This window comes from Rothia sp. ZJ1223, from assembly GCF_016900985.1.
Lineage (GTDB): Bacteria > Actinomycetota > Actinomycetes > Actinomycetales > Micrococcaceae > Rothia.
Map to the genome: position 1 here is coordinate 306,126 of NZ_JAFEUT010000001.1, position 23,745 is coordinate 329,870.

20 protein-coding genes and 6 tRNA genes are annotated in these 23,745 nt (G+C 55.0%); 8 read left to right on the forward strand and 18 right to left on the reverse strand.

Going from position 1 to position 23,745, the window contains the following annotated elements:
* Positions 1–79: 79 nt before the first annotated feature.
* From JTP09_RS01405 to zapE, 8 genes are all read right to left on the reverse strand, one after another.
* Positions 80–1,276 (reverse strand): CapA family protein, encoded by a 1,197-nt coding sequence (locus JTP09_RS01405; RefSeq protein WP_204876204.1) that lies wholly within the window; start codon positions 1,274–1,276, stop codon positions 80–82.
* Positions 1,277–1,532: 256 nt separating this feature from the next.
* Positions 1,533–1,604 (reverse strand) — tRNA-Val (locus tag JTP09_RS01410).
* 1 nt (position 1,605) lies between these two features.
* Positions 1,606–1,679, reverse strand: a tRNA-Cys gene (locus JTP09_RS01415).
* A 41-nt stretch (positions 1,680–1,720) separates the two neighbouring features.
* Positions 1,721–1,793: transfer RNA gene (locus tag JTP09_RS01420), tRNA-Gly, on the reverse strand.
* A gap of 422 nt (positions 1,794–2,215) precedes the next feature.
* Positions 2,216–2,291 (reverse strand) — tRNA-Gly (locus JTP09_RS01425).
* A gap of 137 nt (positions 2,292–2,428) precedes the next feature.
* Positions 2,429–2,500: transfer RNA gene (locus JTP09_RS01430), tRNA-Val, on the reverse strand.
* A gap of 27 nt (positions 2,501–2,527) precedes the next feature.
* Positions 2,528–2,600 (reverse strand) — tRNA-Gly (locus JTP09_RS01435).
* A gap of 205 nt (positions 2,601–2,805) precedes the next feature.
* On the reverse strand, positions 2,806–3,864 hold the full coding sequence (gene zapE / locus JTP09_RS01440; RefSeq protein ID WP_370592464.1) for a cell division protein ZapE: 1,059 nt from the start codon (positions 3,862–3,864) through the stop codon (positions 2,806–2,808).
* Positions 3,865–4,109: 245 nt separating this feature from the next.
* Between zapE and ybaK the strand changes: the two genes are divergently transcribed.
* Complete coding sequence (gene ybaK / locus JTP09_RS01445) at positions 4,110–4,607, forward strand: Cys-tRNA(Pro) deacylase (protein WP_204876214.1); 498 nt, start codon at positions 4,110–4,112, stop codon at positions 4,605–4,607.
* Between the two features lie 48 nt (positions 4,608–4,655).
* Here the strand turns inward: ybaK and JTP09_RS01450 are convergent, their stop codons facing one another.
* Positions 4,656–5,918 (reverse strand): S9 family peptidase, encoded by a 1,263-nt coding sequence (locus JTP09_RS01450; RefSeq protein WP_204876215.1) that lies wholly within the window; start codon positions 5,916–5,918, stop codon positions 4,656–4,658.
* A gap of 199 nt (positions 5,919–6,117) precedes the next feature.
* Between JTP09_RS01450 and msrB the strand changes: the two genes are divergently transcribed.
* The 3 genes from msrB to JTP09_RS01465 all read left to right on the forward strand — a co-directional run bounded on the left by msrB (position 6,118) and on the right by JTP09_RS01465 (position 8,482).
* Complete coding sequence (gene msrB, locus JTP09_RS01455) at positions 6,118–6,534, forward strand: peptide-methionine (R)-S-oxide reductase MsrB (RefSeq protein ID WP_204876218.1); 417 nt, start codon at positions 6,118–6,120, stop codon at positions 6,532–6,534.
* Between the two features lie 172 nt (positions 6,535–6,706).
* Entirely contained in the window at positions 6,707–7,975 is a 1,269-nt protein-coding gene (locus JTP09_RS01460) for an HRDC domain-containing protein (RefSeq protein WP_204876220.1), read from the forward strand.
* A 75-nt stretch (positions 7,976–8,050) separates the two neighbouring features.
* A complete protein-coding gene (locus JTP09_RS01465) occupies positions 8,051–8,482 on the forward strand; it encodes a Rieske (2Fe-2S) protein (RefSeq protein ID WP_204876222.1) in 432 nt (143 codons plus the stop codon).
* Between the two features lie 514 nt (positions 8,483–8,996).
* On the opposite strand, the gene dxs is transcribed toward JTP09_RS01465, so the two are convergent.
* Complete coding sequence (dxs, locus tag JTP09_RS01470; RefSeq protein ID WP_204876224.1) at positions 8,997–10,997, reverse strand: 1-deoxy-D-xylulose-5-phosphate synthase; 2,001 nt, start codon at positions 10,995–10,997, stop codon at positions 8,997–8,999.
* A 199-nt stretch (positions 10,998–11,196) separates the two neighbouring features.
* On the opposite strand from dxs, the gene JTP09_RS01475 reads away from it, so the two are divergent.
* Positions 11,197–11,814 (forward strand): mismatch-specific DNA-glycosylase, encoded by a 618-nt coding sequence (locus JTP09_RS01475; protein WP_204876226.1) that lies wholly within the window; start codon positions 11,197–11,199, stop codon positions 11,812–11,814.
* Positions 11,815–11,933: 119 nt separating this feature from the next.
* Here JTP09_RS01475 and acnA read toward each other — a convergent pair whose 3' ends face one another.
* The 3 genes from acnA to JTP09_RS01490 form a co-directional block, all read right to left on the reverse strand.
* Entirely contained in the window at positions 11,934–14,618 is a 2,685-nt protein-coding gene (gene acnA, locus JTP09_RS01480; RefSeq protein WP_204876228.1) for an aconitate hydratase AcnA, read from the reverse strand.
* 275 nt (positions 14,619–14,893) lie between these two features.
* Complete coding sequence (locus JTP09_RS01485) at positions 14,894–16,369, reverse strand: class I SAM-dependent RNA methyltransferase (protein ID WP_204876230.1); 1,476 nt, start codon at positions 16,367–16,369, stop codon at positions 14,894–14,896.
* 31 nt (positions 16,370–16,400) lie between these two features.
* Positions 16,401–18,359, reverse strand: coding sequence for an APC family permease (locus JTP09_RS01490; RefSeq protein ID WP_204876233.1), 1,959 nt, complete (start codon positions 18,357–18,359; stop codon positions 16,401–16,403).
* Positions 18,360–18,502: 143 nt separating this feature from the next.
* Here JTP09_RS01490 and JTP09_RS01495 point away from each other — a divergent pair, with 143 nt between their 5' ends.
* The gene (locus JTP09_RS01495; RefSeq protein WP_204876235.1) at positions 18,503–19,177 is read left to right on the forward strand and encodes a TrkA family potassium uptake protein; all 675 of its coding nucleotides are present in this window, start codon (positions 18,503–18,505) and stop codon (positions 19,175–19,177) included.
* A gap of 20 nt (positions 19,178–19,197) precedes the next feature.
* Complete coding sequence (locus JTP09_RS01500) at positions 19,198–19,854, forward strand: TrkA family potassium uptake protein (RefSeq protein WP_204876238.1); 657 nt, start codon at positions 19,198–19,200, stop codon at positions 19,852–19,854.
* Between the two features lie 9 nt (positions 19,855–19,863).
* On the opposite strand, the gene JTP09_RS01505 is transcribed toward JTP09_RS01500, so the two are convergent.
* From JTP09_RS01505 to dut, 4 genes are read right to left on the reverse strand one after another with little or no spacing between them, the layout of a single operon-like run.
* The gene (locus JTP09_RS01505) at positions 19,864–20,571 is read right to left on the reverse strand and encodes a DUF3159 domain-containing protein (RefSeq protein ID WP_204876241.1); all 708 of its coding nucleotides are present in this window, start codon (positions 20,569–20,571) and stop codon (positions 19,864–19,866) included.
* Positions 20,572–20,615: 44 nt separating this feature from the next.
* Complete coding sequence (locus JTP09_RS01510) at positions 20,616–21,110, reverse strand: asparaginase (RefSeq protein ID WP_204876243.1); 495 nt, start codon at positions 21,108–21,110, stop codon at positions 20,616–20,618.
* A 10-nt stretch (positions 21,111–21,120) separates the two neighbouring features.
* Complete coding sequence (locus tag JTP09_RS01515) at positions 21,121–21,879, reverse strand: DUF3710 domain-containing protein (protein WP_204876245.1); 759 nt, start codon at positions 21,877–21,879, stop codon at positions 21,121–21,123.
* A 50-nt stretch (positions 21,880–21,929) separates the two neighbouring features.
* Positions 21,930–22,376 (reverse strand): dUTP diphosphatase, encoded by a 447-nt coding sequence (gene dut / locus JTP09_RS01520; RefSeq protein WP_204876247.1) that lies wholly within the window; start codon positions 22,374–22,376, stop codon positions 21,930–21,932.
* 162 nt (positions 22,377–22,538) lie between these two features.
* Here dut and JTP09_RS01525 point away from each other — a divergent pair, with 162 nt between their 5' ends.
* Entirely contained in the window at positions 22,539–23,099 is a 561-nt protein-coding gene (locus JTP09_RS01525; RefSeq protein ID WP_204876250.1) for a DUF3093 domain-containing protein, read from the forward strand.
* 94 nt (positions 23,100–23,193) lie between these two features.
* Here the strand turns inward: JTP09_RS01525 and JTP09_RS01530 are convergent, their stop codons facing one another.
* Complete coding sequence (locus JTP09_RS01530) at positions 23,194–23,493, reverse strand: DUF4193 domain-containing protein (RefSeq protein ID WP_204876253.1); 300 nt, start codon at positions 23,491–23,493, stop codon at positions 23,194–23,196.
* Positions 23,494–23,745 lie beyond the last annotated feature (252 nt).

The following is a 23,745-nucleotide window of genomic DNA, read 5'->3' on the forward strand; positions in this document are numbered from 1 at the left end:
CGTCAATTATACGCGGTGCCTTAGACCTGCGCGGTGGGTGGCAAGGGTTAGCTCAGCTACTTCTTGTCGCTCACTGGTGCTAGAGTTTCCACTCCTGCAAGCCGTGCGATGCGGCGTCCATCGACTCAACGGCTGATTTCACCCGATCATAGGATGCCTGTGCCGCGATCTCTGAAGCACACCGAGACTCTGCCGGGGCATCAGAGGTGATGCAATAACGGTAAGCGGGGTCATCAACAATTAGGCTCGAAGCCCACTGCAAACGTTCGACCTGCCACTGCTGGTTGGCGTCGCGTCCCAGAACAGCGTTAACCATCAACCCCTCATTATTACCCAGGAAAACCGGAGAAATTTCTGTGACGTTATTGCCCGTACCGTACACGATCCAAGTCTCACCGTGCTTTTCGATAGGTTGAACAGTATGTGCGTGCTGACCCACGATCACATCAAAATACCCCGAATCAGCAAGCTCGTGGGCAATCTGCACCTGTTGCTTGTTGGGTTGGGTCTGATACTCGGTACCCGCGTGCATGTTCGCTACAACAATATCGGCACCCATCTCACGAGCTTTTTGCCCCTTCTGCTTCATAGCGCGGGCATCGAGCATATCAACCTGCCACCTATAATCGGGTACTTGCTCGTTCAAACCGTAAGTGCCCGTCACAACAGCGACCTTCACACCGTTGGCGGTAGTAAAGATATCGGGAGTTTCTGATTCCTCTGCACTGAGGTTAGTGCCCGTAACACCCATACCAGCAGCCTCAACCGCCCGGTAGGTACGCTCAAGCCCTTCGGTCTTCTGGTCAAAAGAATGGTTACTGGCAGTCATACAAACGTCCCAGCCAATATCAGCGGCAGCATCGAGAATCTGTGGCGGCACGTTGAAAGACGGGTAACCGCTAAAAGGTCCTTGCGGTTCAGCCACAACAATTTCCATCTGGCACACCGCCATATCGGCACGCTCGACGAATGGACGCTGAGCTTTAATGAGGGGCACAAAGTCGAGGTCGGATGCTCCGGTAGCCCGTGCGTCCGCCACTGCCTGAGACCATAGCAAATTGTGTACTAAGAAGTCACCGGTAAATACCAGTGAGGTGCAGGAATCGCTGAGACACTCGTCCTGGGAGGCAGATGCGGCGACAGTGTTTACTTGCTTTTGGACTGCCGTTTCAGTGGACGCGCCCTGTGTATCTGTTTCTGGTGCGGAGCCAGCGGAGCAGCCCGTAAGCAAGAGAGAAAGGGCAGCGAAACCCACCCAGCGGTTGTGATGGAACATGCTGATACCCCTTTTGTGTGAAACCTAGTGTGTTTCCATCCTAACCTGATACGCCGAGATCCTGATTTAAATCAGGATCTCGGCGGAGGTTTGGGTAAACAAAAGACCCAACCTTTTGAAAGGTTGAGCCTTTATGTGTGCGCGATACTGGAATCGAACTAGACGGAAGGAAATTTTCCGAGCTAGCGAGGAAATAAAAATTTCCTGGAGCGGTCACTGGCTTTACAACCATAAACCACAATGTCCGTATCTTACGTGCGCGATACTGGGATCGAACCAGTGACCCCTTCCATGTCAAGGAAGTGCGCTACCGCTGCGCCAATCGCGCGTGGAGGTGAGGACGGGATTCGAACCCGCGTACACGGTTTTGCAGACCGTTGCCTAACCACTCGACCACCCCACCATTACCCATTGCTGGGTGGCGAAAACTGGTGTTTTCGTGAGAGCGGTTGACGAGACTTGAACTCGCGACATCCACCTTGGCAAGGTGGTGCTCTACCAACTGAGCTACAACCGCAACTCGCACTACTATACACGCCGGGGGTTTGGCGCGCAAACTGTGGTCAGTTTGAGCTGGCGTGTATAGCTGTACGGACGCGGGTGCTGATGATGCGCGAGGGGTCGGCGGACGCGTCCGCTCCAACTCGCCGGGGTTTACTTCGCCTGAAAGTGCCACGAGGGGGCACAAAAGCATCCTGGAATGACGCTTTTAGGCGGAGTAAAGACTTTCAGCTATAGAAAACCCCGCATAGTAAGTACGGAGGTTTGGGGTGTTTGTCTACACCCATCACCATCTGTTGGGCGAAAATTGCTTCCTCGCTCGCTCAGGTTTTCGCTCAACAGCCCTAAGATGCACCGTAGCAAGGTGGCGTTCCATCAACTAAGCTACAACCGCATACAACAAAACCCTCGCACACGAAATGTGCGGGGGTTTGTTTTTGGAGCGGTTGACGAGACTTGAACTCGCGACATCCACCTTGGCAAGGTGGTGCTCTACCAACTGAGCTACAACCGCATATGCAATTATCTTGCCTGCGCGATACTGGAATCGAACTAGACGGAAGGAAATTTTCCAAGCTAGCGAGGAAATAAAAATTTCCTGGAGCGGTCACTGGTTTTACAACCATAAACCACAACATCTCGTATCATGCGTGCGCGATACTGGGATCGAACCAGTGACCCCTTCCATGTCAAGGAAGTGCGCTACCGCTGCGCCAATCGCGCATACACTCTTGTATCAAGAGTGTTGCGAGCGGTTGACGAGACTTGAACTCGCGACATCCACCTTGGCAAGGTGGTGCTCTACCAACTGAGCTACAACCGCATGTCAGGCTCGCAGGTTTTGTCCTTGCGGGCTAACAGGTAAATACTATACACAGATTTCGGGGTTGTGCCAAATCTTCGACCCAGGGGTTGTTTTTCGCTTGTTTCCGGGGTTTTTACCGGTTTTTTGTCCTGGCCTCGCGAGGTAGAGCAAAAATTATTTTCTTGCTCTACCTCACATTGACAGGGTATGTGGCAGAAGGTGTTTAGGCATCTTCGCCTGTGAGCCCCTGACGGGCGAGGGCAGTGAGGCGTGAGACTGCGCGGAAGTATTTCTTTTGGTAGCCGCCTTCCATCATTTCGGCGGTGAATACCTCGTCAAAGGGCACGCCGGAGGAAATGATGGGCAGGTCCTTGTCGTAGAGGCGGTCGGCAAGCACCACAAAGCGCAGAGCGACTGCCTGTTCGGTGATGGTTTCAACGTTGCGCCAAGCAATGCCTTCAAGCCCTTCAATGAACTGCCGGTAACGCGAGGGGTGGACGTGGGAGAGGTGCTCGATCAGATCACTGAAGTTATCGACTGACACAGCACCTAAGCCACCGAAGCGTTCTTGCACGGTTGCGTCGAACTCTATCTCGGTCACTGGTGCGGGAGCTGCGGGAAGTCCACGGTGGCGGAAATCCTCGCCGTCGACTCGCAGTACATCGAATTGGTCGGCAAGCACCTGAATTTCGCGTTTGAAGTCGCTGGCTGCAAAGCGCCCCTCCCCCAGCGACCCCGGCAGGGTGTTAGAAGTTGCCGCGATTTTGACTCCTGCATCAGAAAGTTCGCGCATAAGGCGTGATATCAGAACGGTGTCGCCCGGATCGTCAAGTTCAAACTCGTCGATGCAGACCAGTTTGTAGCCGCTGAGTGCGTCCACAGTTTTGCGGAAGCTCATGGCGCCTACTAGGTTGGTGTACTCCACGAAGGTGCCGAAGGCTTTGGGGCCCTCAGCCATGTGCCAGAGGGAGGCCAGCAAGTGGGTTTTGCCCACGCCGAATCCACCGTCGAGGTAGATGCCATTTTTGGTTGCCGGCGCTTGCGAACCGCCACCGAAGAGTCGTGAGAAAAACCCTCCGCCACCGGAACCGCCAGCACTGTTGATGCTTGCTCCGAAGGCTTTGAGCGCATCCACTGCCTGCTGCTGAGAGGGCTGGTTGGGATCTGGGCGGTAAGTATCGAAGGAAACCTCACCGAAACGTTCAGAAGGGCGAAAACCTGCCAGAAGATCATCTGCTGAAACGTTGGGGCGACGGTCGGTTAGGTGTTCGTAGGCAACCACAGTTCTCATATCTTTCGGAAGGGTTAGAAGGCGCCACCGTGTTGATGACTGCCATAGTCTCTAGTAATGATTCTAGCTCTGTCACCCCGGTAACTTAGCAAACGGGGAGTAACAGAAGCGTCATTAGAGTTCACATCACCTTTAGGCTTTTACAAAGTTCACATCCCGGTGACCCTGTGTGTTGCGGGGATTGTGCCTAGCCTAGAAGCCACGGCAGTCTAAGAGAGGAACGAGGAGACACGGCTATGGCGAAGAAGAAAAAGGCAGGAGCAGCAACAGCTGCAATCTCTCTGCTCACCAAACAGGGCATTGATTTTCAGGTGCTGGAGTACGAGCACGAGGACGGCAACACCAACTTCGGTGTAGAAGCAGCACAGAAACTGGGGCGAGACCCCGAGCAGGTCTACAAGACCCTGATGATTAATCACGACAAAGACTATGCAGTGGCGATTGTGCCCGTTGACGGCAAGCTAAATCTTAAGAACGCTGCGGCTGCTCTGGGCTGGAAATCCGCGAAACTCGCCAACCCAGCAGTAGCACAAAAGCGCACCGGCTATGTGGTGGGCGGCATTTCTCCACTGGGTCAAAAGGTCGCCCACCCCACCCTTTTAGATGAGGGCGCTCAATTATTCGATACGGTGCTGGTGTCAGGCGGTAAACGCGGATGCGACGTGGAGCTTGCACCTACTGACCTACTGACACTGACCAGCGGACAGTACGCTGATATAGCGCTCGCTGGCTAGTACCAGCCGCAGTCGAATGTGTACGCCCCGGCTTTATACTTGCCGGGGCTATTTCATGCGTGGCTCTAGCCACTGCATCACAGCACGGTGCCAGCGTTCGGGGTTCACGTTCCATTCTTTGGTGTGCGACCCCTCGGGGAAGGTCACCAGATCTACGTGTGGACTGCGGCGGGCAAGTTCAATCGCCGGTGCCACCGGCACGAAGTCATCTTTCACGCTGTGCATGATAAGAGTGGGTACGCGCAGGTCTTTAGCCCGACGTGTCCATGACAGTCGCTCAAGTTCGATGGGTGCTTTGAGACCGGTGAATGAGCTCCAACGCGGTTTGGAAATCATCCGCACACCCAGCTCGCCGATGCGCAGGGGCAGTTTGTTGAGGTTGCTGTGGTATTCGATGAGCGAGAGCCAGTCTACTGCCGGGCCGTTCAGTATCAGCGCTCGAATATGCTGTTTGTTGCGGGCGCGGTCGGCAGTCTGCAAGCTAATTGCCCCGCCCATTGACCACCCAAAAAGCACCACGTCATGAGCGCCGTGCTCTAGAGCGTAGTCGATGGCGGTTTCGACGTCCTCCCATTCGGTGAAGCCCAGACCGTAACGTCCGTCATCTGAGGGAGGCGCCTCTCGGTCGTTGCGGTAGCTCATGTGTAGGGAGATCATGCCCAGCGCTTGGGTGGTGCGTAACGCCCTGAGGGTTTCGGTGCGCTTGGCACCCATACCGTGCACCATGATTGCCCAGGTCTTCGATGCAGGAGCAGAAGGGGCAGACGCTTCGGTTGAGGCATTAGGGCGCACCAACCAGGCGGGGGCGCTGCCCACGGGCAGTTCCAGGAAGATTTCTTCACTCTTGTAACCGGCAAGTTCGGGGGTCGGTGCGACGACTCCGCTCCAGCGTCCGCGTGTTGCTTGTGCGAGGTCTCCGTTGTGTACGCTCATGACTTCGCGCAGTACCGAGGATTCAAGGGGTGAATGGGCGATGATTTCGCCGATGACAGCGAAGGACGTTCCGGCGTTGAAGTACAGCCCGTAGGTGCCCGGTATCTGGGTTTGGCAGGTGGCAGGTAGGCGCACAGAGTTGGGTTGTTCGCCTTCACTGGGGGTAGCGTGAGAGTAGCCTACCCCGAGGATTTTGAGGTTTTCGACGGGGCGTTTGGGTGGTACAACGATTTGTCGGGCGAAGTAGGTGGCGAGCGCTGTGGAGCCTAGCGCTGCGGTAGTTGCTATGCCTGCGCCGATGACAGCACCGGTGCTGGCGCCTTTGAGCCAAGTGCGGGTTTCGGGTTGGGGGTGAAGGTGTTCAGAGATTTTGTTCATAAACGCTCCTTGAAATATCAATAAGTTACTGACCAGTAACAAAGATACCACCTGCTGAATTCACCAACCGTAATCGCACCCACAGGCTATTTATTATTACCTCAGAATACGCCCCACAGAAGACTGCGGAATATCTTCAGTTTGCCTCAGCGTTATGATGAACAAAACCAAACACAGCAAAGAACATAAGGAGCTTGTCATGGCGCACAATGTACCCGGTGTTGGATCCATCGTTAAAAAGTGGGAGGACGTTTTGAACCCCCAGGAGTACCACGTACTGCGTGAAGGCGGCACCGAGCGTCCGCATACCGGTGAATATACCAACACCACAACCGAGGGTGTTTATTCCTGTCGCGCCTGTGGCACCGAACTCTTTCGCTCCACTGAGAAGTTTGATTCTCACTGCGGCTGGCCGTCCTTTTTTGCTCCCCTGGCACAAGATTCTGTGCGCTACATCCAAGACCGCAGCTTAGGAATGGTGCGCACCGAAGTGCGTTGCGCAGCGTGCGATTCACATTTGGGGCACGTTTTTGAGGGTGAGGGATATCAGACCCCTACCGATCTTCGCTACTGCATCAACTCTATTAGTCTGACGCTTATCCCAGCCCAGGATTAACCACACAAAACTCGTTTCCCATCATTTTCTAGCGTGAGACACCATTCATTTTGTTTCTTTTATCGCCAAACCCCCGTGCGTGCACTGTAAGGTGCGTAAAATGGGGGTTTTTGCACACGGCACTGATTCTTTGGTGCCCACTAGAAAGTATGCGAGAGGAAGTTACGCCTTAATGCCAGCGGAAAACTTGTCTGTTGTAGGTAGCAACACTGATTTTGGGCTACCTGCTGGCGTGACGATCCCCGAGCTAGTTCCGCTCGATGAACCTTTTGATGGGGTGCCTGCCCTCATTACGAATGAGCGAGGGCTGGCTAGAGCCGCAGAACGTTTAGTTCAGGCAAGCGGCCCGGTAGCGGTTGACACCGAGCGTGCCTCAGGTGTGCGCTACGGTCAGCGGGCTTTTTTGGTACAAATCAAACGCGGAGACTCCGGTGTTATTCTAATTGACCCCGAATGCTTTTCTGATTTAGGCATTATCAATGTTGCTCTTTCGCATACCGAATGGGTACTGCACGCAGCAGGTCAAGACCTGGTGGCGTTAGCTGAGTTGGGGATGCAGCCCGATCAGCTCTTCGATACTGAGCTAGCAGGACGCCTAGCGGGGTTTGAACGGGTTGGTTTGGGCACCGTTGTTGAAAAACTTCTGGGCTATAAGCTAGCTAAAGAACACTCCGCCGCTGACTGGTCGCGTCGCCCCCTACCCAAGTCTTGGCTGAACTACGCGGCTCTTGACGTTGAGATTCTTACCGATTTGCGGGATGCTTTCGAGGATGTCTTGCGTGAACAGGGTAAATGGGAATACGCTCTGCAGGAATTTGAGTACTTGCGGTTGCACCCGGTCAAAGAAAAACGTAAAGATCCCTGGCGCAAAACCAAAGGTATTCAGCGGCTTAAAAACCGCCGTCAGCTTACAGCACTGCGCAATCTCTGGCTGGAACGCGAACATTTAGCGCAGAAAAAAGATGTTGCGCCCAAAAAACTTCTGCCCGATGCTTCGATCATCGAAGCGGCTTATTCTATGCCCTCAAATGTACCGGCAGTGCTGAGTATTCCTGGGTTCCAAACCCGTGCTCTCAAGCGCGAGGCACCGCGCTGGGTACGTGCTATTGTTTCTGCGCGTAATGACAAAGAGCCGGTACCTTACACTACCCCGGCTGAGGGACCCCCGCCGCTGAAAGCCTGGGAGGTTAAGCGTCCGCTCTCTGCCCAGTTGATCGCACCGGCGAAAGAGGCAATGGCGGCGCTCTCTGAAAAACACTCCATTCCAACGGAGAACTTGTTGACCCCCGAAATTTTGCGCCGAGTTTGTTGGGATCCGCCCGTTAATGCTCACAGTATCGCTGATGCTCTGAGACAGTTGGACGCGCGCCCCTGGCAGGTTGAACTCGTCGCCCCCGTGCTCTCCCCCATCTTCAATGCAATTCTGGGAGAACACCGCTAAAGACCACCTGCGACTTTACCAACCGTAAATCTCGCAGCGAATGACCTATAACCTCACAGGAAGAAAGCAACCATCATGGACTCAAACTGCTGTATCTCGCGTAGAACTGCTCTCGGCGCCACCGCTGCCGCAACCACCCTGCCACTAGCTGCCTGCGGTGGTTCAGATGATTCAGCCGGTGGCACCTCGTCCATCAAACACCCTGAGGTGACCGCACCCATCGATATGATTGCAGCTGATGAGGTGCCAGTAGGTAGCGCTGTCAAAGCTGCCGCTGAGGGGGTGGTGCTAATGATTGCCCAGCCCACCGAGGGTCAGTTCATTGCCTACTCGTCAAACTGCACCCACCAGGGCTGCGTCCTGAACGTGCAGAACAACCTGCTGGCGTGCCCCTGCCACGCTTCCCAATTCGCCCTTGCAGACGGTTCGGTCACCGGTGGCCCCGCCCTCGATACTCTGCCTTCTTACCCCACTAAGGTGGAGGGCGGACGCGTCATCGTCGGCTAATATGCCAACCACAGATCAAGGCTGGTTGCCTCTTCAACCGTGAAGGGTAACCAGCCTTATTCTTAACTAACGGGCTGAAATTCACTGTTGAAGTGCGAAAAGTTCCTCTACAGCGTACGCACGATCGTCATTCAAGAAAGACCGCCTAAAAGAAAACTCGATAAAATACCAAGGCTCTCCTCATTGACGCTCACCTATAGCACATGGCGATGGGGCGCAAAAAGTGTAAGCATAACTACAGCTGACCAGAAAATAAGGGGGGCTATAAAACGGTGCTTGCAAGAGACGCTGGGACTTTCACCACAAAGAAAACCACGTTGAGAAGGGTGAACAGCATCATTAGCCGCCGCAGGGTTGAGCGTATGACACCCATCTTCTGAGGGGTTAGATATTTAAGCTCATTCTTCAGTTCGTACCCGGTGCTTTTGACGGGTTTCGGGTACAGCAGCGACATTAATATATAGTCTCGGGCACCGCTTATTTTCTCGGTAGCGGTGTCCCACCGCCTAAGTTTTTACTCGATAATATCAATAGCGCTGGTGTTAGTGTGCTTGGGTTTTTCGTCCTTGCCGCGGGCGAAAGGAACTTTCTGACCCGAGAGCTGCGCCAGAAGATCCGAGGTAATCTGCTCGGGGTTGAGCCCCACCTCATCAAGGATTTCCTCACGCGATGCGTGCTTAATAAAGTCAGCGGGCAACCCCAGCTCGTTGAGGGCAGTATCAACACCTGCGGCGCGCATTTCCTGGCGGATACGTGAACCCACACCACCGGCACGCACACCGTCTTCGAGGGAAACCACAATGCGGTGTTTAGCGGCTTCTTCAATAACGCTGGCGGGCACGGGCATGACCCAGCGGGGGTCAATGACGGTTACGCTCACCTCGTGCTCTTCCAAACGGGAAGCGACATCCAGCGCCAAACGAGCGAAGGCTCCTACTGCAACGAGCAGAACATCTTTCTGATCAGTTTCGGTGTGCGCCGTTCCGCCGCTGTAGAGAACATCCACACCATCAGAATAACGCTTGATTGAGGGAATCTCATCGCCCACTGAGCCTTTGGGGTAACGCACCACGGTGGGCGCGTTATCAATGGCAACAGCCTCTCGCAATTCTTCACGCAGGGTGGCAGCATCACGAGGGGCAGCCAAGTGAAGCCCCGGAATGAACTGCAACAGGGAAAGATCCCACATACCGTGATGGGAGGCACCATCGGGCCCCGTAACACCTGACCGGTCAAGAACAATCGTCACTCCCGCCTTATGCAGGGCAACGTCCATCAGTAGCTGGTCAAAACCACGATTGAGGAAGGTCGCGTACAGGGCAACCACCGGGTGCTGACCACCGTAGGCAAGACCTGCACTCATGGCGATAGCGTGCTGCTCAGCAATGCCCACATCAATTACCCGTTCGGGGTGAGCAGCAGCCATCTTGTGCAAGCCCACCGGAATCAACATTGCTCCGGTAATGCCCACAATGTCAGCGCGCTCATCCGCAATGGTCTTAATTTCTTCGGCAAAAACGCTGGTCCAGGACGCAGCGCTGGAACTCTTGATACCCTTACCAGTCGCCGGGTCGATAACGCCTACCGCATGGAACATATCATCTGCGTGAGCAACTGCCGGGGCGTAACCGTGCCCCTTTTCGGTCATAGCATGCACAATAACGGGACCAGCAAAGTTCTTGGCAGCTTGCAAAGCATCAATCACAGCTTCTTGATCGTGACCGTCGATGGGGCCAACATATTTCATGCCCAAATCTTCGAAGAGTCCACCGGGCACCATCACGTCTTTGATGCCAGCTTTCATACCGTGCAAACCGCGGTACAGTGCCTGGCCGGGGCGTCCACCCGACTGCAGACCGCGGCGGATTGCATCCAGTGCCTTGTCATAGCGACGGTCAAGACGCACCTGGTCGACCTTGCTCTGCACCTCAGCTTTGAGGGCAGTCAGGTGGTTGGCGAAACCGCCAATAGTGGGTGCGTAGGAGCGCCCGTTGTCATTAACAATGATAACTACACGGCGGTTCTTATCAGCGGCAATGTTGTTAATTGCCTCCCAGGTCATACCACCGGTGAGGGCACCATCGCCCACCAGTACCACAGTGTAGCGCTCAGATTCACCGTTCATAGCATGGGCGCGAGAAATACCGTCAGCCCATGAAAGAGAAGAGGACGCGTGCGAGGACTCCACGATGTCGTGTTCAGATTCAGCACGCTCGGGATACCCCGACAGACCACCTTTTTGGCGCAACGTCTCAAAGTCTTGACGACCGGTCAGGAGCTTATGCACATAGGACTGGTGACCGGTATCAAAAATAAAAGAGTCGTGAGGGGAGCTAAAAACCCGGTGCATGCCAACAGTCAGCTCAACAACACCCAGATTCGGGCCGAGATGACCGCCGGTTTTAGCAACATTATTGACTAAAAAATCGCGAATTTCGTGGGCAAGCTGCTTCAGCTGATCAGTGCTGAGAGAGTTCAGATCGCTTGGCTGTTTAATGCTGTCTAGAAGCCCCACGGCACATTCCCTTTCAACGGACTCTTGTGCTGAATTCACGAAGCTCTTGCGGGTCTTTCACATCTTTTGATTCAACACGTATTGCAGTCTAACTAACTTTACCGGTTGACCTTAGTATTTGACGATTTTTACGGTAGACAGCACCCTTCTATCGATGCTTGCCCCGCAAACTAGCAGCAGCTGTGTAGGGTGGTGTGACATGAGCATCCGTTACCCCTCCCCTCTCGGCGATAGACGCCCCAGCCGTGAAGAGCTGCAAAATTTTGCTAACGCAACCATTGATGACCGTCTGCCACCGCCCGGTACTCCCCTGCGACTGCTAATCGTCGGTATCAATCCCGGTCTGTGGACAGCCGCAGTCAATGCGCCCTTCGCCTACCCCGGTAACAGGTTTTGGCCCTCACTTGACCGCGCGGGAATCATCAGCCCCAGAGTGGACGCTTCACGCGGGCTCAGCGATGAAGTGGAAACCCAGATGGAACGCTTAGGGATTGGCATTACCAATATGGTGGCTCGCGCTACTGCTCGTGCGGATGAGCTCACCAAAGAGGAGCTGCAAGCGAGCGTCCCACGACTAATAGAACTGACCCACATCTATCAGCCGCAGGCACTAGCCATAGCCGGCATCACTGCCTACCGTACCGCTTTCAACCGGAGGAAAGCGACGCTCGGTGAGCAGGACGCGTCCTTCATTGAGGGCTGGAACCCCGCGACCTCGCTGTGGGTAGTACCCCAGCCCAGCGGACTCAACGCCCACGAAAACATTGATTCTCTGGCTGATAAATGGCAGCAGGTCTGGCTCAGTACAAGCCCGTAGACTCGCTATCACCCCAAAAACCTTAAAACACAACGAAGGGGGCTCCCACCGATGATGGTGGGAGCCCCCTGTCATCTGCTGTTACCAGCTACCGGCTCAAGTGCTGGTGGACGTTCGGATCAAGAACCGCGAACCAGGTTACGCAGAACGTACTGCAAGATACCACCGTTGCGGTAGTAGTCAGCTTCACCTGGGGTATCGATACGCAGAACAGCATCAAACTCGGTAACCTTGCCGTCTTCTGCGGTTGCAGTAACCTTCAAGGTCTTGGGGGTGGTGCCCTTGTTCAGCTCGGTAACACCCGCGATATCGAAGGTTTCGGTACCGGTCAGACCCAATGACTCGTGTGATTCACCGTTGGGGAACTGCAGGGGCAGAACACCCATACCAATCAGGTTTGAACGGTGAATACGCTCGAAGGATTCAGCGATAACAGCCTTGACGCCCAGCAAAGTGGTGCCCTTCGCTGCCCAGTCACGTGATGAACCGGTGCCGTATTCCTTACCACCAAGAACAACCAGCGGGGTGCCAGTTGCCTTGTAATTCTGAGCTGCATCGTAGACAGTAGTCTGCTCGCCGCCGTTGGTGAAGTCGCGGGTGAAACCGCCCTCAACACCGTCCAGCAGCTGGTTCTTGATGCGGATGTTCGCGAAGGTACCGCGAATCATAACCTCGTGGTTACCGCGACGTGAACCGTAGGAGTTGAAGTCCTTACGCTCTACGCCGTTTTCGATCAGGTACTTACCAGCAGGGGTATCTGACTTGAAAGAACCAGCGGGTGAGATATGGTCAGTGGTGACCGAATCGCCCAGCTTCAGCAGAACACGTGCTCCGGTGATGTCCTCAACCGGGGTGGTCTCCATGGTCATACCCTCGAAGTACGGGGGCTTGCGCACATAGGTGGAGTTAGCGTCCCACTCGAAGGTTTCGCCGGTGGGAGTCTCCAGTGACTGCCAACGCTCGTCACCATCAAAGATGGTGCCGTATTCCTTGTTGTACATTTCGGTATCAACAGAAGAATCGATGATGCGCTGAACTTCAGCCGGGTCGGGCCAGATGTCCTTGAGGTAGATGTCCTTGCCGTCGGCGTCCTGCCCCAGGGCGTCCTTCTCGAAGTCGAAGTCCATGGTGCCAGCCAGTGAGTAGGCAATAACCAAGGGAGGGGATGCCAGGTAGTTCATCTTCACGTCGGGTGAGATGCGCCCCTCGAAGTTACGGTTACCTGAAAGCACCGCGGTGACGGAGAGGTCGTTGTCCTGAATAGCCTCTGAAATTTCGGTTTCCAGCGGACCTGAGTTACCGATGCAGGTCGCGCAACCGTAACCTACAACGTAGAAGCCGAGCTTCTCGAGTTCAGGCAGCAAACCAGCCTTCTCGTAGTAGTCGGTAACAACCTTTGAGCCCGGTGCGATAGAGGTCTTAACCCAGGGCTTAGCGGTCAGACCCTTAGCTGCTGCGTTGCGTGCGAGGACGCCCGCAGCAAGCATGACTGAGGGGTTTGAGGTATTGGTGCAGGAGGTAATCGATGCGATAGAGACTGCACCGTTTTTAAGCTCGAACTCGCGTCCGTCGCTCATTGAAACGTGAGCTGACTTCTCAGCCTCACCCTTTGCGGCGTAGTTTTCAATATCTGATGCGTACTGCTTCTTCGCCTCGGTCAGCTCAATGCGGTCCTGAGGACGCTTGGGACCAGCAATAGAGGGTACGACGGTGGAGAGGTCAAGCTCAAGGTACTCGGAGTACTCAACTTCGATGGAAGGATCGTGCCACAGACCCTGTTCCTTGGTGTATGCCTCAACGAGAGCTACCTGTTCCTCGCTGCGACCGGTCAGACGCAGGTAGTCAAGGGTGACCTCGTCGATGGGGAACATCGCTGCGGTTGAACCAAACTCGGGGCTCATGTTACCGATGGTTGCGCGGTTAGCCAGAGGAACCTGTGAAACACCTTCGCCGTAGAATTCAACGAACTTGCCCACAACGCCCTGTTTACGCAGCATTTCGGTGATGGTCAAAACCACGTCAGTTGCGGTTGCGCCTGAGGGGATTGAGCCGATGAGCTTGAAGCCTACAACCTTAGGAATCAGCATGGAGACGGGCTGACCCAGCATCGCTGCCTCAGCTTCGATACCGCCAACGCCCCAGCCCAGAACACCCAGACCGTTAACCATGGTGGTGTGTGAGTCGGTGCCCACAACGGTATCGGGGTAAGCGCGCAGAACGCCGTCTACCTCGCGAGCCATGATGGTACGTGCCAGGTACTCGATGTTGACCTGGTGTACGATACCCATGCCCGGGGGTACTACCTTGAAGTCATCAAATGCGGTCTGACCCCAGCGCAGGAACTTGTAGCGTTCGCCGTTGCGCTGGTATTCGATGTCCATGTTGCGGGTAATCGCGTCTGCGGTACCAAAAGCATCAATCTGAACAGAGTGGTCAATCACCAGCTCTGCAGGTGCCAGGGGGTTAATCTTTGAGGGATCGCCACCCAGTTCCTTCACAGCTTCGCGCATGGTTGCAAGGTCAACAACACAGGGAACACCGGTGAAGTCCTGCATGATGACGCGGGCGGGAGTGAACTGGATTTCGGTGCTGGGCTCAGCCTTAGCGTCCCAGTTTGCAAGAGCCTTAATGTGCTCAGCGGTGATGTTCGCGCCATCTTCGGTGCGAAGCAGGTTCTCCAGCAGAACCTTCAAAGCGTAGGGCAGCTTTTCGTAGCCTTCGACTGACTTGAGTCGGTAAATTTCGTATTCGGTACCTTTGACGTCTAGTACGCCTTTTGAACCGAAGCTATCCACAGTGCTCATATTACGTGGGACTCCTTCTCGACACTGTTACTAGTCAGGCCTTGGCATCGTTGCCTCTAAAAGTGCTCTGCGCAGTACTGCGCGCAGGTGTGATGCCCATCTTAGAGACAGTCTGACACCAAGCTTTCAATACCAGTGTACTCTGAGTCACCCAAAAACACATTTCAGGGTAAAAAATCCGACACATTGTGTCTTAAAAACTAAAAACCAACCCCCGTTTGCCTCGTGCGAGACAGTAACGAGTGTCGGTTTTCAAGCCGCCTAGAGAATCGTGGTTAGGAAGCCCTCGCGAACAGGGCTACCGTTTCAACATGGTGGGTGTTGGGGTACATGTCGAAGGCGCGCAGATCGAGTAGCTCCCAGCCCAACTCACGCAGGTAGCCGGTGTCACGCCCCAAAGCGGCGGGGTCACACGCCACATAGACCAAGCGCTGGGGGTCGAGCTGATCAATCTGCTCTACAACCTTTTTGCCTACACCTTCGCGCGAAGGATCAACAATCACTGCATCAGGCTTTTTAGCCTTGCCCGCAGCAACCTGAGGCAACAAACGCGCCAGGTGGGCGCCCACGTCCGCTTTCACGGTTTCGATGCGGGTGTCTGCTGATTCTTCAATACGAGCGCGACCCGACTCAAAGTTATCGCGGGCGTTCGCTGCGGTCACCGGTGAACCTTCAACCGCCAGTACGTAACCGGTGGGACCAACTTCGAGAGCGGCGATAGCAGCGAAAAGACCGGCACCGGAATAGAGATCATAGATACTCTCGCCGTCGGTGAGCTCAAGCAGCTCTGATACGGTCAGCCCCAGCGCTTCGGGCGCTGCCGGGTGAATCTGCCAGAAACCACCATTGCCCACGCGCCAGGAGAGGGAGATGTCATCGATGTCAAGTTTCTCAGTCACCTGCGGGTTTTGACGCTGGGCACCGCGCACTACATCGGCAGGACGCTCACCGCGGCGGCGTCCGCCCTGACGCTCGGCGGTAAAGACGAGGGTAATTTTTTCTTCTTTGAGGCTACCCCACAGTTCTTCGGCTTGGACGGTCACTGCATCAGCTACTGCCTTTTGAGAGGTTCCGGCGCGCACGGTAAAGCTCAGCAGGATTTCCCCGGTAGAAGAAACTGTGGCGTCCACTCGGCTGATGTTCTCAAGTTCTAAGCGGTGCAGCTGCAGACGGTTGACCGCCGGGTGCGCCAGAGGGAAATCCTCTACAGCAACTGCCCCAGAAGAAGAATGGGGGTACATGCCGATGCGGTTACCCGAACCGGTAGCAGCCACATCGAAATGGATGCGGGTACGCCAGCCGGTATCGCCACCGGGCAGCTCTTCCACGCGCAAAAGTTTCAGCAGGGCGTTCGAAGCGGGTACTTTGCCCAAACGGGTGAGCTGCTCGATGACCACCATCGTTTTGAGTTCGCGCTGGTAGACGGGGTCAAGGTGAGCAAACTCCATGCCGCCGATGGGCGATTCACTGCGTAGTGCATCCGCAGGTGCCCAAGGGTGGGTACGGCGGTGTTCGCTGGGGTCAAGGACCTCTACAACATCGGCAAAGAAGAAACGGTTTTTGGGACCCGCACCGGTAATGCGTGCTCGCACTGTCTCACCGATAGCGCCGTGGCGTACAAAAATCACGCGCTCGTTGTAGCGAGCAACGAAGGAACCACCGTGCGCTACAGCGTGCGGAGTGAGTTCAACGATGGAGCCAACCTCCACAGTGGTATCGGGGGTCAGGGGGTTTTCTTGGGGTGAAGTCACAGGTATCTACCTTCGAGGTTGGTGAAAAAGTTTAGGGGCGGGTTGATGAAGAAATCTGCCAGGGAACAGAGGCGACCACAATACCGGGTTGTCTACGCAGCCGCGCCTTGAGCCGGTGGACGGTGCGGCGGTGCAAGATTCTCTCCCACCAGTGCGGCACCACGTATTCGGGTAAGTAGACAATGATGACGTCGCGCGGGCTTTCGGTGCTCTTACGCTCAATATACTCCATAAAAGGCGGTACGGAGTCGCGGTAGGGCGCGTCCAAGATGGTGAGCGGCACAGGTAGCTCTAAGGATTCCCAACTGCGCTGAGCCTGTTTAACGCGAGACGAATCTTGATTAACCATCACCGCTTCGATCGTTGCTGGGCGGGTGGCACGGGCGTAGGAAATAGCGCGCATAAGCGGTTTGCGAACGCGCTGCACAAAGACCACAGCGTGTACACGAGCGGGCAGAGTTTTTTGCTGGGCAAGCTCAGCTGAATCACTCGGTAGTTCAAGGTTCTGGTTGATGGAATCGTAGTGGTTTCGCACGCTAAGCATCGCTTTCGAGAGCACAAGGATAAGAATGAGAGTTACCCACGCGCCCTGGGTAAACTTGGTCAGAATCACCACACCCAGCGCTAAAGCGGTGGCAGTGAAACCGATGAGGGTAACGATAAAAGGACGTATCAGGCGGACGCGTTTAGTGGCGTTAAGGGTGAACTTTAGTTCGCGAGCGCGTACTTTAATGATTGCTGCCTGCGTCATGGTCATCGAGAAGAACACGCCCACAATGTACATCTGAATGAGGGTGTTGAGATCTGCCCCTATGAGGGTAATGAACATCAGGGTGCAGACGCCCAGCAGTATTACACTTTTGGCGAAGAGGGTAGGGGACGATTGGGCGCGCAGTTGTACCGGTAGGTAGCCCTTTTCTGCGATGGCGGCAGTGAGCAGGGGAAAGCCGGTAAAAGCCGTGGTTGCCGCCATAATCAAAATAGCGACTGTGGTGAGCATCAGTACGGTGGGCATGAGCGCATCATCGTAGATTGTCTCTGCCATTTGCATGAGTACTGGTTGCTGATAGAACCCCTCGGGTACAGGTTTGCCGTCGATGCGCAGCTGTGAAACATCCATGACCGTGCGCACGCCGGTTTCCTTGACGAGGTAGAGCACTCCGGTGAGTAGGATCGCTGAGATGATTCCCATGCTCATCAGGGTTGATGAGGCATTTTTGACGGTGGGACGCTCGAAGAACCGCACTGAGTTCGACATCGTTGATACGCCGGTAAGGGCAACAGCACCCGATGAGAAGGTGCGCGCCAGCAGAAGGAATAAACCGGCTCCTGCCAGGTGTGGGTCAGTACCTTGCTCGGGCACGATCTGCCAGTTGCTTGATACTGACTGACTGAGAGTGCCTGCCAGCGATTTACCGTAACCCACCGTTATCGTAAAACCGATGGCAATGAGGAACAGGAGCAAGGGTAGGTAAGAAATTTTTTTCAGAAAGGTAAGACCGCGCAAGCACAGCAGCATGACCAACACAATCAGTGCTGCTGTCACCCACAATGACTTATCACGAAGGGCAGGAAAGGCCGAGAGAATGTAACTACTGGCAACTGCCAGTGACACCGTCACTGTTAGCATGAAATCCACCATGAGTGAGGCACCCACTGCCACGCCGGTGCGGGCACCCAGTCGTTTGTTCACTAACTCGTAGTCTCCGCCCTCTGCAATGGATGAGAGGTTATAACGGTACGTGCCAATCACAACCAGCAGTACCAGGGCAATGGCTGCGCCCACCCAGGGAGAAATGATGAGCGCACCGCTGCCAGCAAGTGCCAGCATCATCACAATCTCATCAGGGGCGTAAGCCACCGATGAGACGCCGTCTGAACCGAAAAGCCCTAGCGCTCGTCGTTTAGAAAGCGCCAAAGAACGCACTTGCCGACGATCAACAAGTGAACCCAAGAATAAGCGCTGTAAGCGCTCCACAGTACCTGCCACAGCTAATAACCTAGTGCCATTTTCTGCTTTTGCGAAAGTGTGCGCGCCCAAAACGCTGGCGGCGGTGACCAAAGTAGCATTGAGCGGGGATAGACTTAAAGGCGCATTGATAACGGCACCGGTTAGAGAAAGGGTGTGCAGCTATGCCGCACTTCGTCATTATGGGGGCAGGACGCGTGGGCGTTATGCTGGCGCACACGCTGGAGGACTCCGGTCACACCGTGGCGATCATTGACCAAGATGACCGGGCTTTCCGCCGTTTACGCAAAGATTTTACGGGTAAGAAAGTAACCGGTGTTGGTTTTGACCGTGACACCCTCAAACGTGCCGGTATTGAAGAGGCTTACGCTTTTGCCGCAGTGTCGTCCGGCGATAACTCCAACATCTTGGCGGCTCGTGTTGCCCGCGAAACCTTCAAGGTTGCCCATATTGTGGCACGTATTTATGATCCCAACCGAGCAGAATTCTTCCAGCGGCTAGGCATTCCCACGGTTGCCGCTGTGCGCTGGAGCACCGATCAAGTGCTACGCCGCCTACTTCCAGAACAAGCAATGACCGGTGACTTTCGAGAGGCATCGGGCAGGCTCATGCTGGCAGAACTGCAACTTGACCCCGGCTGGACGGGGCACGCACTGACCGATATCGAAGCGGCGTCCGGGGTGCGCATCGCTTACATCACCCGTTTTGGTGAAGGTATCTTGCCGCAGCCTGACACCAGCTACCAGCAGGGCGATATTGTACACGCTATGCTGCGCACCGAAGAGATCAACGAAATCTCCCGAATACTAGCCACTGCCCCGGCAGAAGAATCTAACTAACGTCCAAAGGTTTATTGCTCATGCAGGTCATTATTATTGGTGCCGGTTCAGTTGGCTCATCCATTGCAAAAGAACTGATAGCCCACGGGCACAGTATCACCATCATCGATGAAAAGCCCGAGGTTATTGGACGCAGCGGCTCGCTCAAAAACGTCCACTGGATTATCGGAGACGCCTGTGAGTTCTCGACCCTTAAACAGTCAAGCCCCGATGAATGCGACGTTATTGTTGCCACCACCGGCGATGACAAAACCAACCTCGTCGTTTCGCTTATGGCGCGCAGCGAGTTTGGTGTGCCGCGTACGGTAGCGCGCGTTAATAACCCCAAAAATGAGTGGTTGTTCGATGATTCATGGGGCGTTGATGTTGCCGTATCGACCCCGCGTCTGATGACTGCTCTGGTGGAAGAGGCTGTAGAGGTGGGCGATGTGGTGCGTCTGCTGTCTTTGCAGGCAGGTGGGGCGATGCTGGTGGAGTACACAGTACCCGCAGACCATCCCATCATTGGGCACACAGTAGCCGGTATTCAGTGGCCCGCTCAGACAACTCTTACCGCTATCTTGCGTGATGGTACTCCCCTTGCCCCCACTGCCGATGACATTATCGAAGGCGACGATGAGCTTTTCTTTATCACCACCACCGAGGGCGAAGAGGATATTCGTCTGCTCTTCTCGTAAAAAGTCGGCTTAGCTGGTTGGGGTCTTATCTGCAGTGCGCGGGGCGGTCATCAGCCAGGTCAGCCAGATAACGGCTGCATACAGTGGAGTGCCCATGACTAACCGGGCGGTCCCCAGAGCGCCCACCTGATCGGCGAGGTAGAGGGGAACCTGAACCGCTAGGCGCAGCACAAACATGCCAATGAGTACCAAGGTTGCCAAGGTGTACGCACGAACGCGCCGGGGGTCTGAACGCCAGGTTTCTTGTTCCCCGCGAAAGAAACTGTAGATGAAACCGACCACCGGTAGTTTGAAGAATAACAGCAGCCCAGCAATACCCACCGCATAGGCAGCGTTAATCCACAAACCGGGCACATAAAAATCAGCTGCCTCGCCCGAACGCAAGGCAACGGCGGCGCACAGTGCCACACCGATCAGACCCGAGAGGGACTGCATCAAAGAGCCCCTTTGCACCAGTCTTACCGCGCCAAAGACCAGGGCAACCGCCGCCGCGATTGAGGCAGCTAAGAGCAGATTACTCGTGATGAGAAAAGCGGTAAGAAAGAGAAAACCCGGTGCTATCGCCTCAATGATCCCGCGCACTCCACCCACCGCATACAGCACATCAACATCGCCGTTAGCGGTGCGTCGAATGTTTTTGGGCGGCGCAAAATTCAGCCCACTGCCTTTCTCAACGCTGGGAGCTGCTGCGGGTTGATTCTGCGACTCTGGCTGCATAAAAATCTCTTCTCTATTTTCTAAGCCCCGATGGAGCTAGTCTGCTAGTGACCCGAGCGGACGGGCACAATCTCATAACGCGGGTTGTACATGCGGGCGGGCTGGGTTCTGGCGGAGAGCATACCGTTACAGCGCAACTGAGCACCGGCGACAATGCCCGGTACGCTATGCTGCCCATGCCACACCAGCAGGACGCGCGTACCCGGCTTCACCGGCGGTTCGTCAGGAAACCGCCGGGCAGGGTGAGCTCTACGGTCGATGTCATTCTCATTAGGAGCGAACTCTTCATCGGGAGTCGAGCCTTTTTCATCAGAACCATCTTCGCTGAAATCCCCAGAACTCTCAATGGCAGGTAAGCCCGTCATCAAAGCTCTCGTACGGTTATAAGTGGCGGGGCAAGACTTCTCAACAATCAGCTCCGCCTCATAGCGCGGAGGCTCCCCCGCAGCTGAAAAGCGCACCTGCCCCACACGTCCGGCAATACGGGCGCGCAGACGTTCAGGGTAGGCAAGGGCATCTGTTGCTTGGGTTGAAGCCACGAGAAAGGCTCTAACCAATCTGGGTAATCTCAGGACCGCGCTGGGGAACCTGCAAGGAAGGTTCCTGCTGCGCGCGGGCAGCCGGGGCCGCTTGAGCCTCTAGAATCTGCGCAGGAACTTTCAAGGGCAGCAAGTCACGGGGTGCCATAGGAGCCTCACCACGGTGAACAACCACCGCACGCAGAATTTTTTCCATTTCAGCACGAGCTTCGGGCTGAGTGCTCGCCTCACCGGTAAACACAGCACGCAAGAACCAGCGAGGACCGTCTATGCCCACGAAGGTTGCTACGCGAAACCCTTGACGACCGTCAGGGGCCGTTGCCGGAATACGAGAATGCAGCTCACGCCCCAGCGCAGTATCGGTGTACTCCACGCGTCCGCCCTGAGCATGTACCGAAGATGAGATTTCAGAGCGAATGTCATCCCACAAACTGCGGCTCTTGGGCGCAGCGAACGCCTGCAACTGCACGACAGCCTGATCCTTTTGCAAGGTAATAGCGATGACGTTCTTTGATTTTTCATCGACCTCTAGACGCAGAGCAACCGTCGGATCAGATTTGATCAGCAACGAACCAAAGTCAAGGTACCCCTCATCAGTATTCTTCTCTTCACTGTCAAAGGGACCTTGGCTACGATCAATCTCGAAAACCTCGGGAGCCTGATCTGAACCCCGGTCTTCAGCCTCGTCAGGCTCTACGTTCTCAGCCGCTTCAGTCACCGAAGTGTTCTCAGCATCTTCTTGCTTTTTCTTACGCTTGAAACCAAACATTTTCTCTACCTTCTTCTACCAATTCTTAGATCAATCAGCGGCGGGTGTGCCTACGCTGTGCCCGTTGAGCCAAAGCCGGAGGCTCCGCGCTCTGTCTCATCGAGGGTTTCTACCGGCACAAAGCGAGCGCTCTCGTACTTCTGAATTACCAGCTGGGCGATACGGTCCCCACGGCTGACATGAAAACTATGCTCGGTATCAGTATTGAGCAAGCACACCATCAGCTCTCCTCGATAACCGCTATCAACGGTACCCGGAGCATTGACGATGGTGATGCCGTGCTTAGCAGCCAGCCCAGAACGCGGATGCACCAGCCCCACAAAACCAGCGGGCAAGGCAATGGCAACACCGCACGGAATCAACGCCCGCTGACCGGGAGCGAGATCAGCATCAACGCGCGCCCTCAGATCAGCGCCCGCGTCCCCCTGTTGCGCGTAAGCGGGCACCGGTAAATCAGGGTCGAGCATTTTAATTTCAACTGTCAACTGTTCATTCACAGTTAGCAACTTTACTAGGCAAATGCCCCTATCATCTAAATTTTTCAGCCTAAGTTGCCGCAGGTACTTCTCCCGCACAGCACCGGCAGGAATCTCTTGCAGGTGCTCTAGCGGTAGAATGGGGTGAAGAAAATAAAGTTTTTGTGGTGATTGGTGAGGTTAATGGCTGCTTCTTCTTCACAGGTGCTCTATCAGGAGCGTCTGACGCCGAGCGTTGGTTTGTGGATTGGCGTGGTAGGTGCCGGTATTGCCTGCTTCTTTGTGGGTGCGCCTATTAGCATCACCGCCGGTGTTATCGCCGGTATTGTGGTGGCGCTTTTACTGGCTTTCATTTTGTACTCATCAGCCCCTGTTATCACCATTACCCCGAACTTACTGCGGGTGGGGCGTGCCGCTATTGAGCGCGAGCACGTGGGCGTTGCAGAGGCGTTCAGGGGTGCGCTGGCACAGCAAGCTGCGGGTCCTGATCTTGATGGACGCGCGTTCATGTGCTTTCGAGGGTGGATTGAGCCCAAAGTTCGTATTCAGATTACTGACCCGGCAGACCCCACCCCCTACTGGCTTGCCTCAACTCGCAACCCCGAGCGCATCGTAGAGATCCTCAACAGCGAGATTTCAGCAGAACAGCTTGAAGAATACCGGGTGCAGATGCACCAGGTGCACGAAGAGCGTATGCTTCTCAACCACGACGCGCGAGCGCAGATTCAAGTAGATGAGCAGTAATTTCTACCGACAAAGACAAAAAGAGGGGCTGACCTTGCAGGTCAGTCCCTCTTTGTTGATGCGTTTACCTCAGTAGTTTTTGAGTGGCGACTATTTAGCCTTCACACTCTACGCAGTACTTCAGATCGCCTTCTTCACGCGCAACCTGTGAACGGTGGCGAACGAGGAAGCAGGAGGCACAGGTGAACTCATCGTCCTGCGCGGGAAGAACTACGACGTTGAGTTCTTCGTTGGAAAGGTCTGCGCCGGGGAGCTCAAAACTTTCGGCTGCCGCGTTTTCGTCTTCGTCAACAGCACCCGACTGCATTTCGGAGCGGTGAGCGTTCAGCTCTTCAATCGATGATTCTTCGTTGTTTTCGTCTTGCTTGCGGGGTGCATCGTAATCGGTTGCCACGTAGGTTTCACGCTTTCTGGAGTGATGTACTCAGTTATAGTCGCAGGCTGTGGTGCCTGAGATGTAAGTCGCCAATTTCTGTGCGCTGCTCAACGCTGTTTGCGCCCTGATATGGGGGCGAAATTGTTGAACCAACGCGTAGCATTTTTCACTATTAAAATGATTTTGTCTAGCTGACCTCTTATTTGTGTCATTTATCGCTCTTTGACTTCAGGGGCGAACCGTCACTGAACCTTCAAGTTCAAGAGAGAG

Bases quoted from the DNA above. Each gene is read 5' to 3' on its own strand.
- JTP09_RS01475 (WP_204876226.1), top strand. From the start codon at position 11,197: ATGAGCATCCGTTACCCCTCCCCTCTCGGCGATAGACGCCCCAGCCGT.
- JTP09_RS01405 (WP_204876204.1), bottom strand. From the start codon at position 1,276: ATGTTCCATCACAACCGCTGGGTGGGTTTCGCTGCCCTTTCTCTCTTG.
- JTP09_RS01515 (WP_204876245.1), bottom strand. From the start codon at position 21,879: ATGTTTGGTTTCAAGCGTAAGAAAAAGCAAGAAGATGCTGAGAACACT.
- JTP09_RS01505 (WP_204876241.1), bottom strand. From the start codon at position 20,571: ATGCAGCCAGAGTCGCAGAATCAACCCGCAGCAGCTCCCAGCGTTGAG.
- JTP09_RS01525 (WP_204876250.1), top strand. From the start codon at position 22,539: ATGGCTGCTTCTTCTTCACAGGTGCTCTATCAGGAGCGTCTGACGCCG.
- JTP09_RS01465 (WP_204876222.1), top strand. From the start codon at position 8,051: ATGGACTCAAACTGCTGTATCTCGCGTAGAACTGCTCTCGGCGCCACC.
- msrB (WP_204876218.1), top strand. From the start codon at position 6,118: ATGGCGCACAATGTACCCGGTGTTGGATCCATCGTTAAAAAGTGGGAG.
- ybaK (WP_204876214.1), top strand. From the start codon at position 4,110: ATGGCGAAGAAGAAAAAGGCAGGAGCAGCAACAGCTGCAATCTCTCTG.
- acnA (WP_204876228.1), bottom strand. From the start codon at position 14,618: ATGAGCACTGTGGATAGCTTCGGTTCAAAAGGCGTACTAGACGTCAAA.
- JTP09_RS01460 (WP_204876220.1), top strand. From the start codon at position 6,707: ATGCCAGCGGAAAACTTGTCTGTTGTAGGTAGCAACACTGATTTTGGG.
- JTP09_RS01495 (WP_204876235.1), top strand. From the start codon at position 18,503: ATGCCGCACTTCGTCATTATGGGGGCAGGACGCGTGGGCGTTATGCTG.
- JTP09_RS01450 (WP_204876215.1), bottom strand. From the start codon at position 5,918: ATGAACAAAATCTCTGAACACCTTCACCCCCAACCCGAAACCCGCACT.
- JTP09_RS01500 (WP_204876238.1), top strand. From the start codon at position 19,198: ATGCAGGTCATTATTATTGGTGCCGGTTCAGTTGGCTCATCCATTGCA.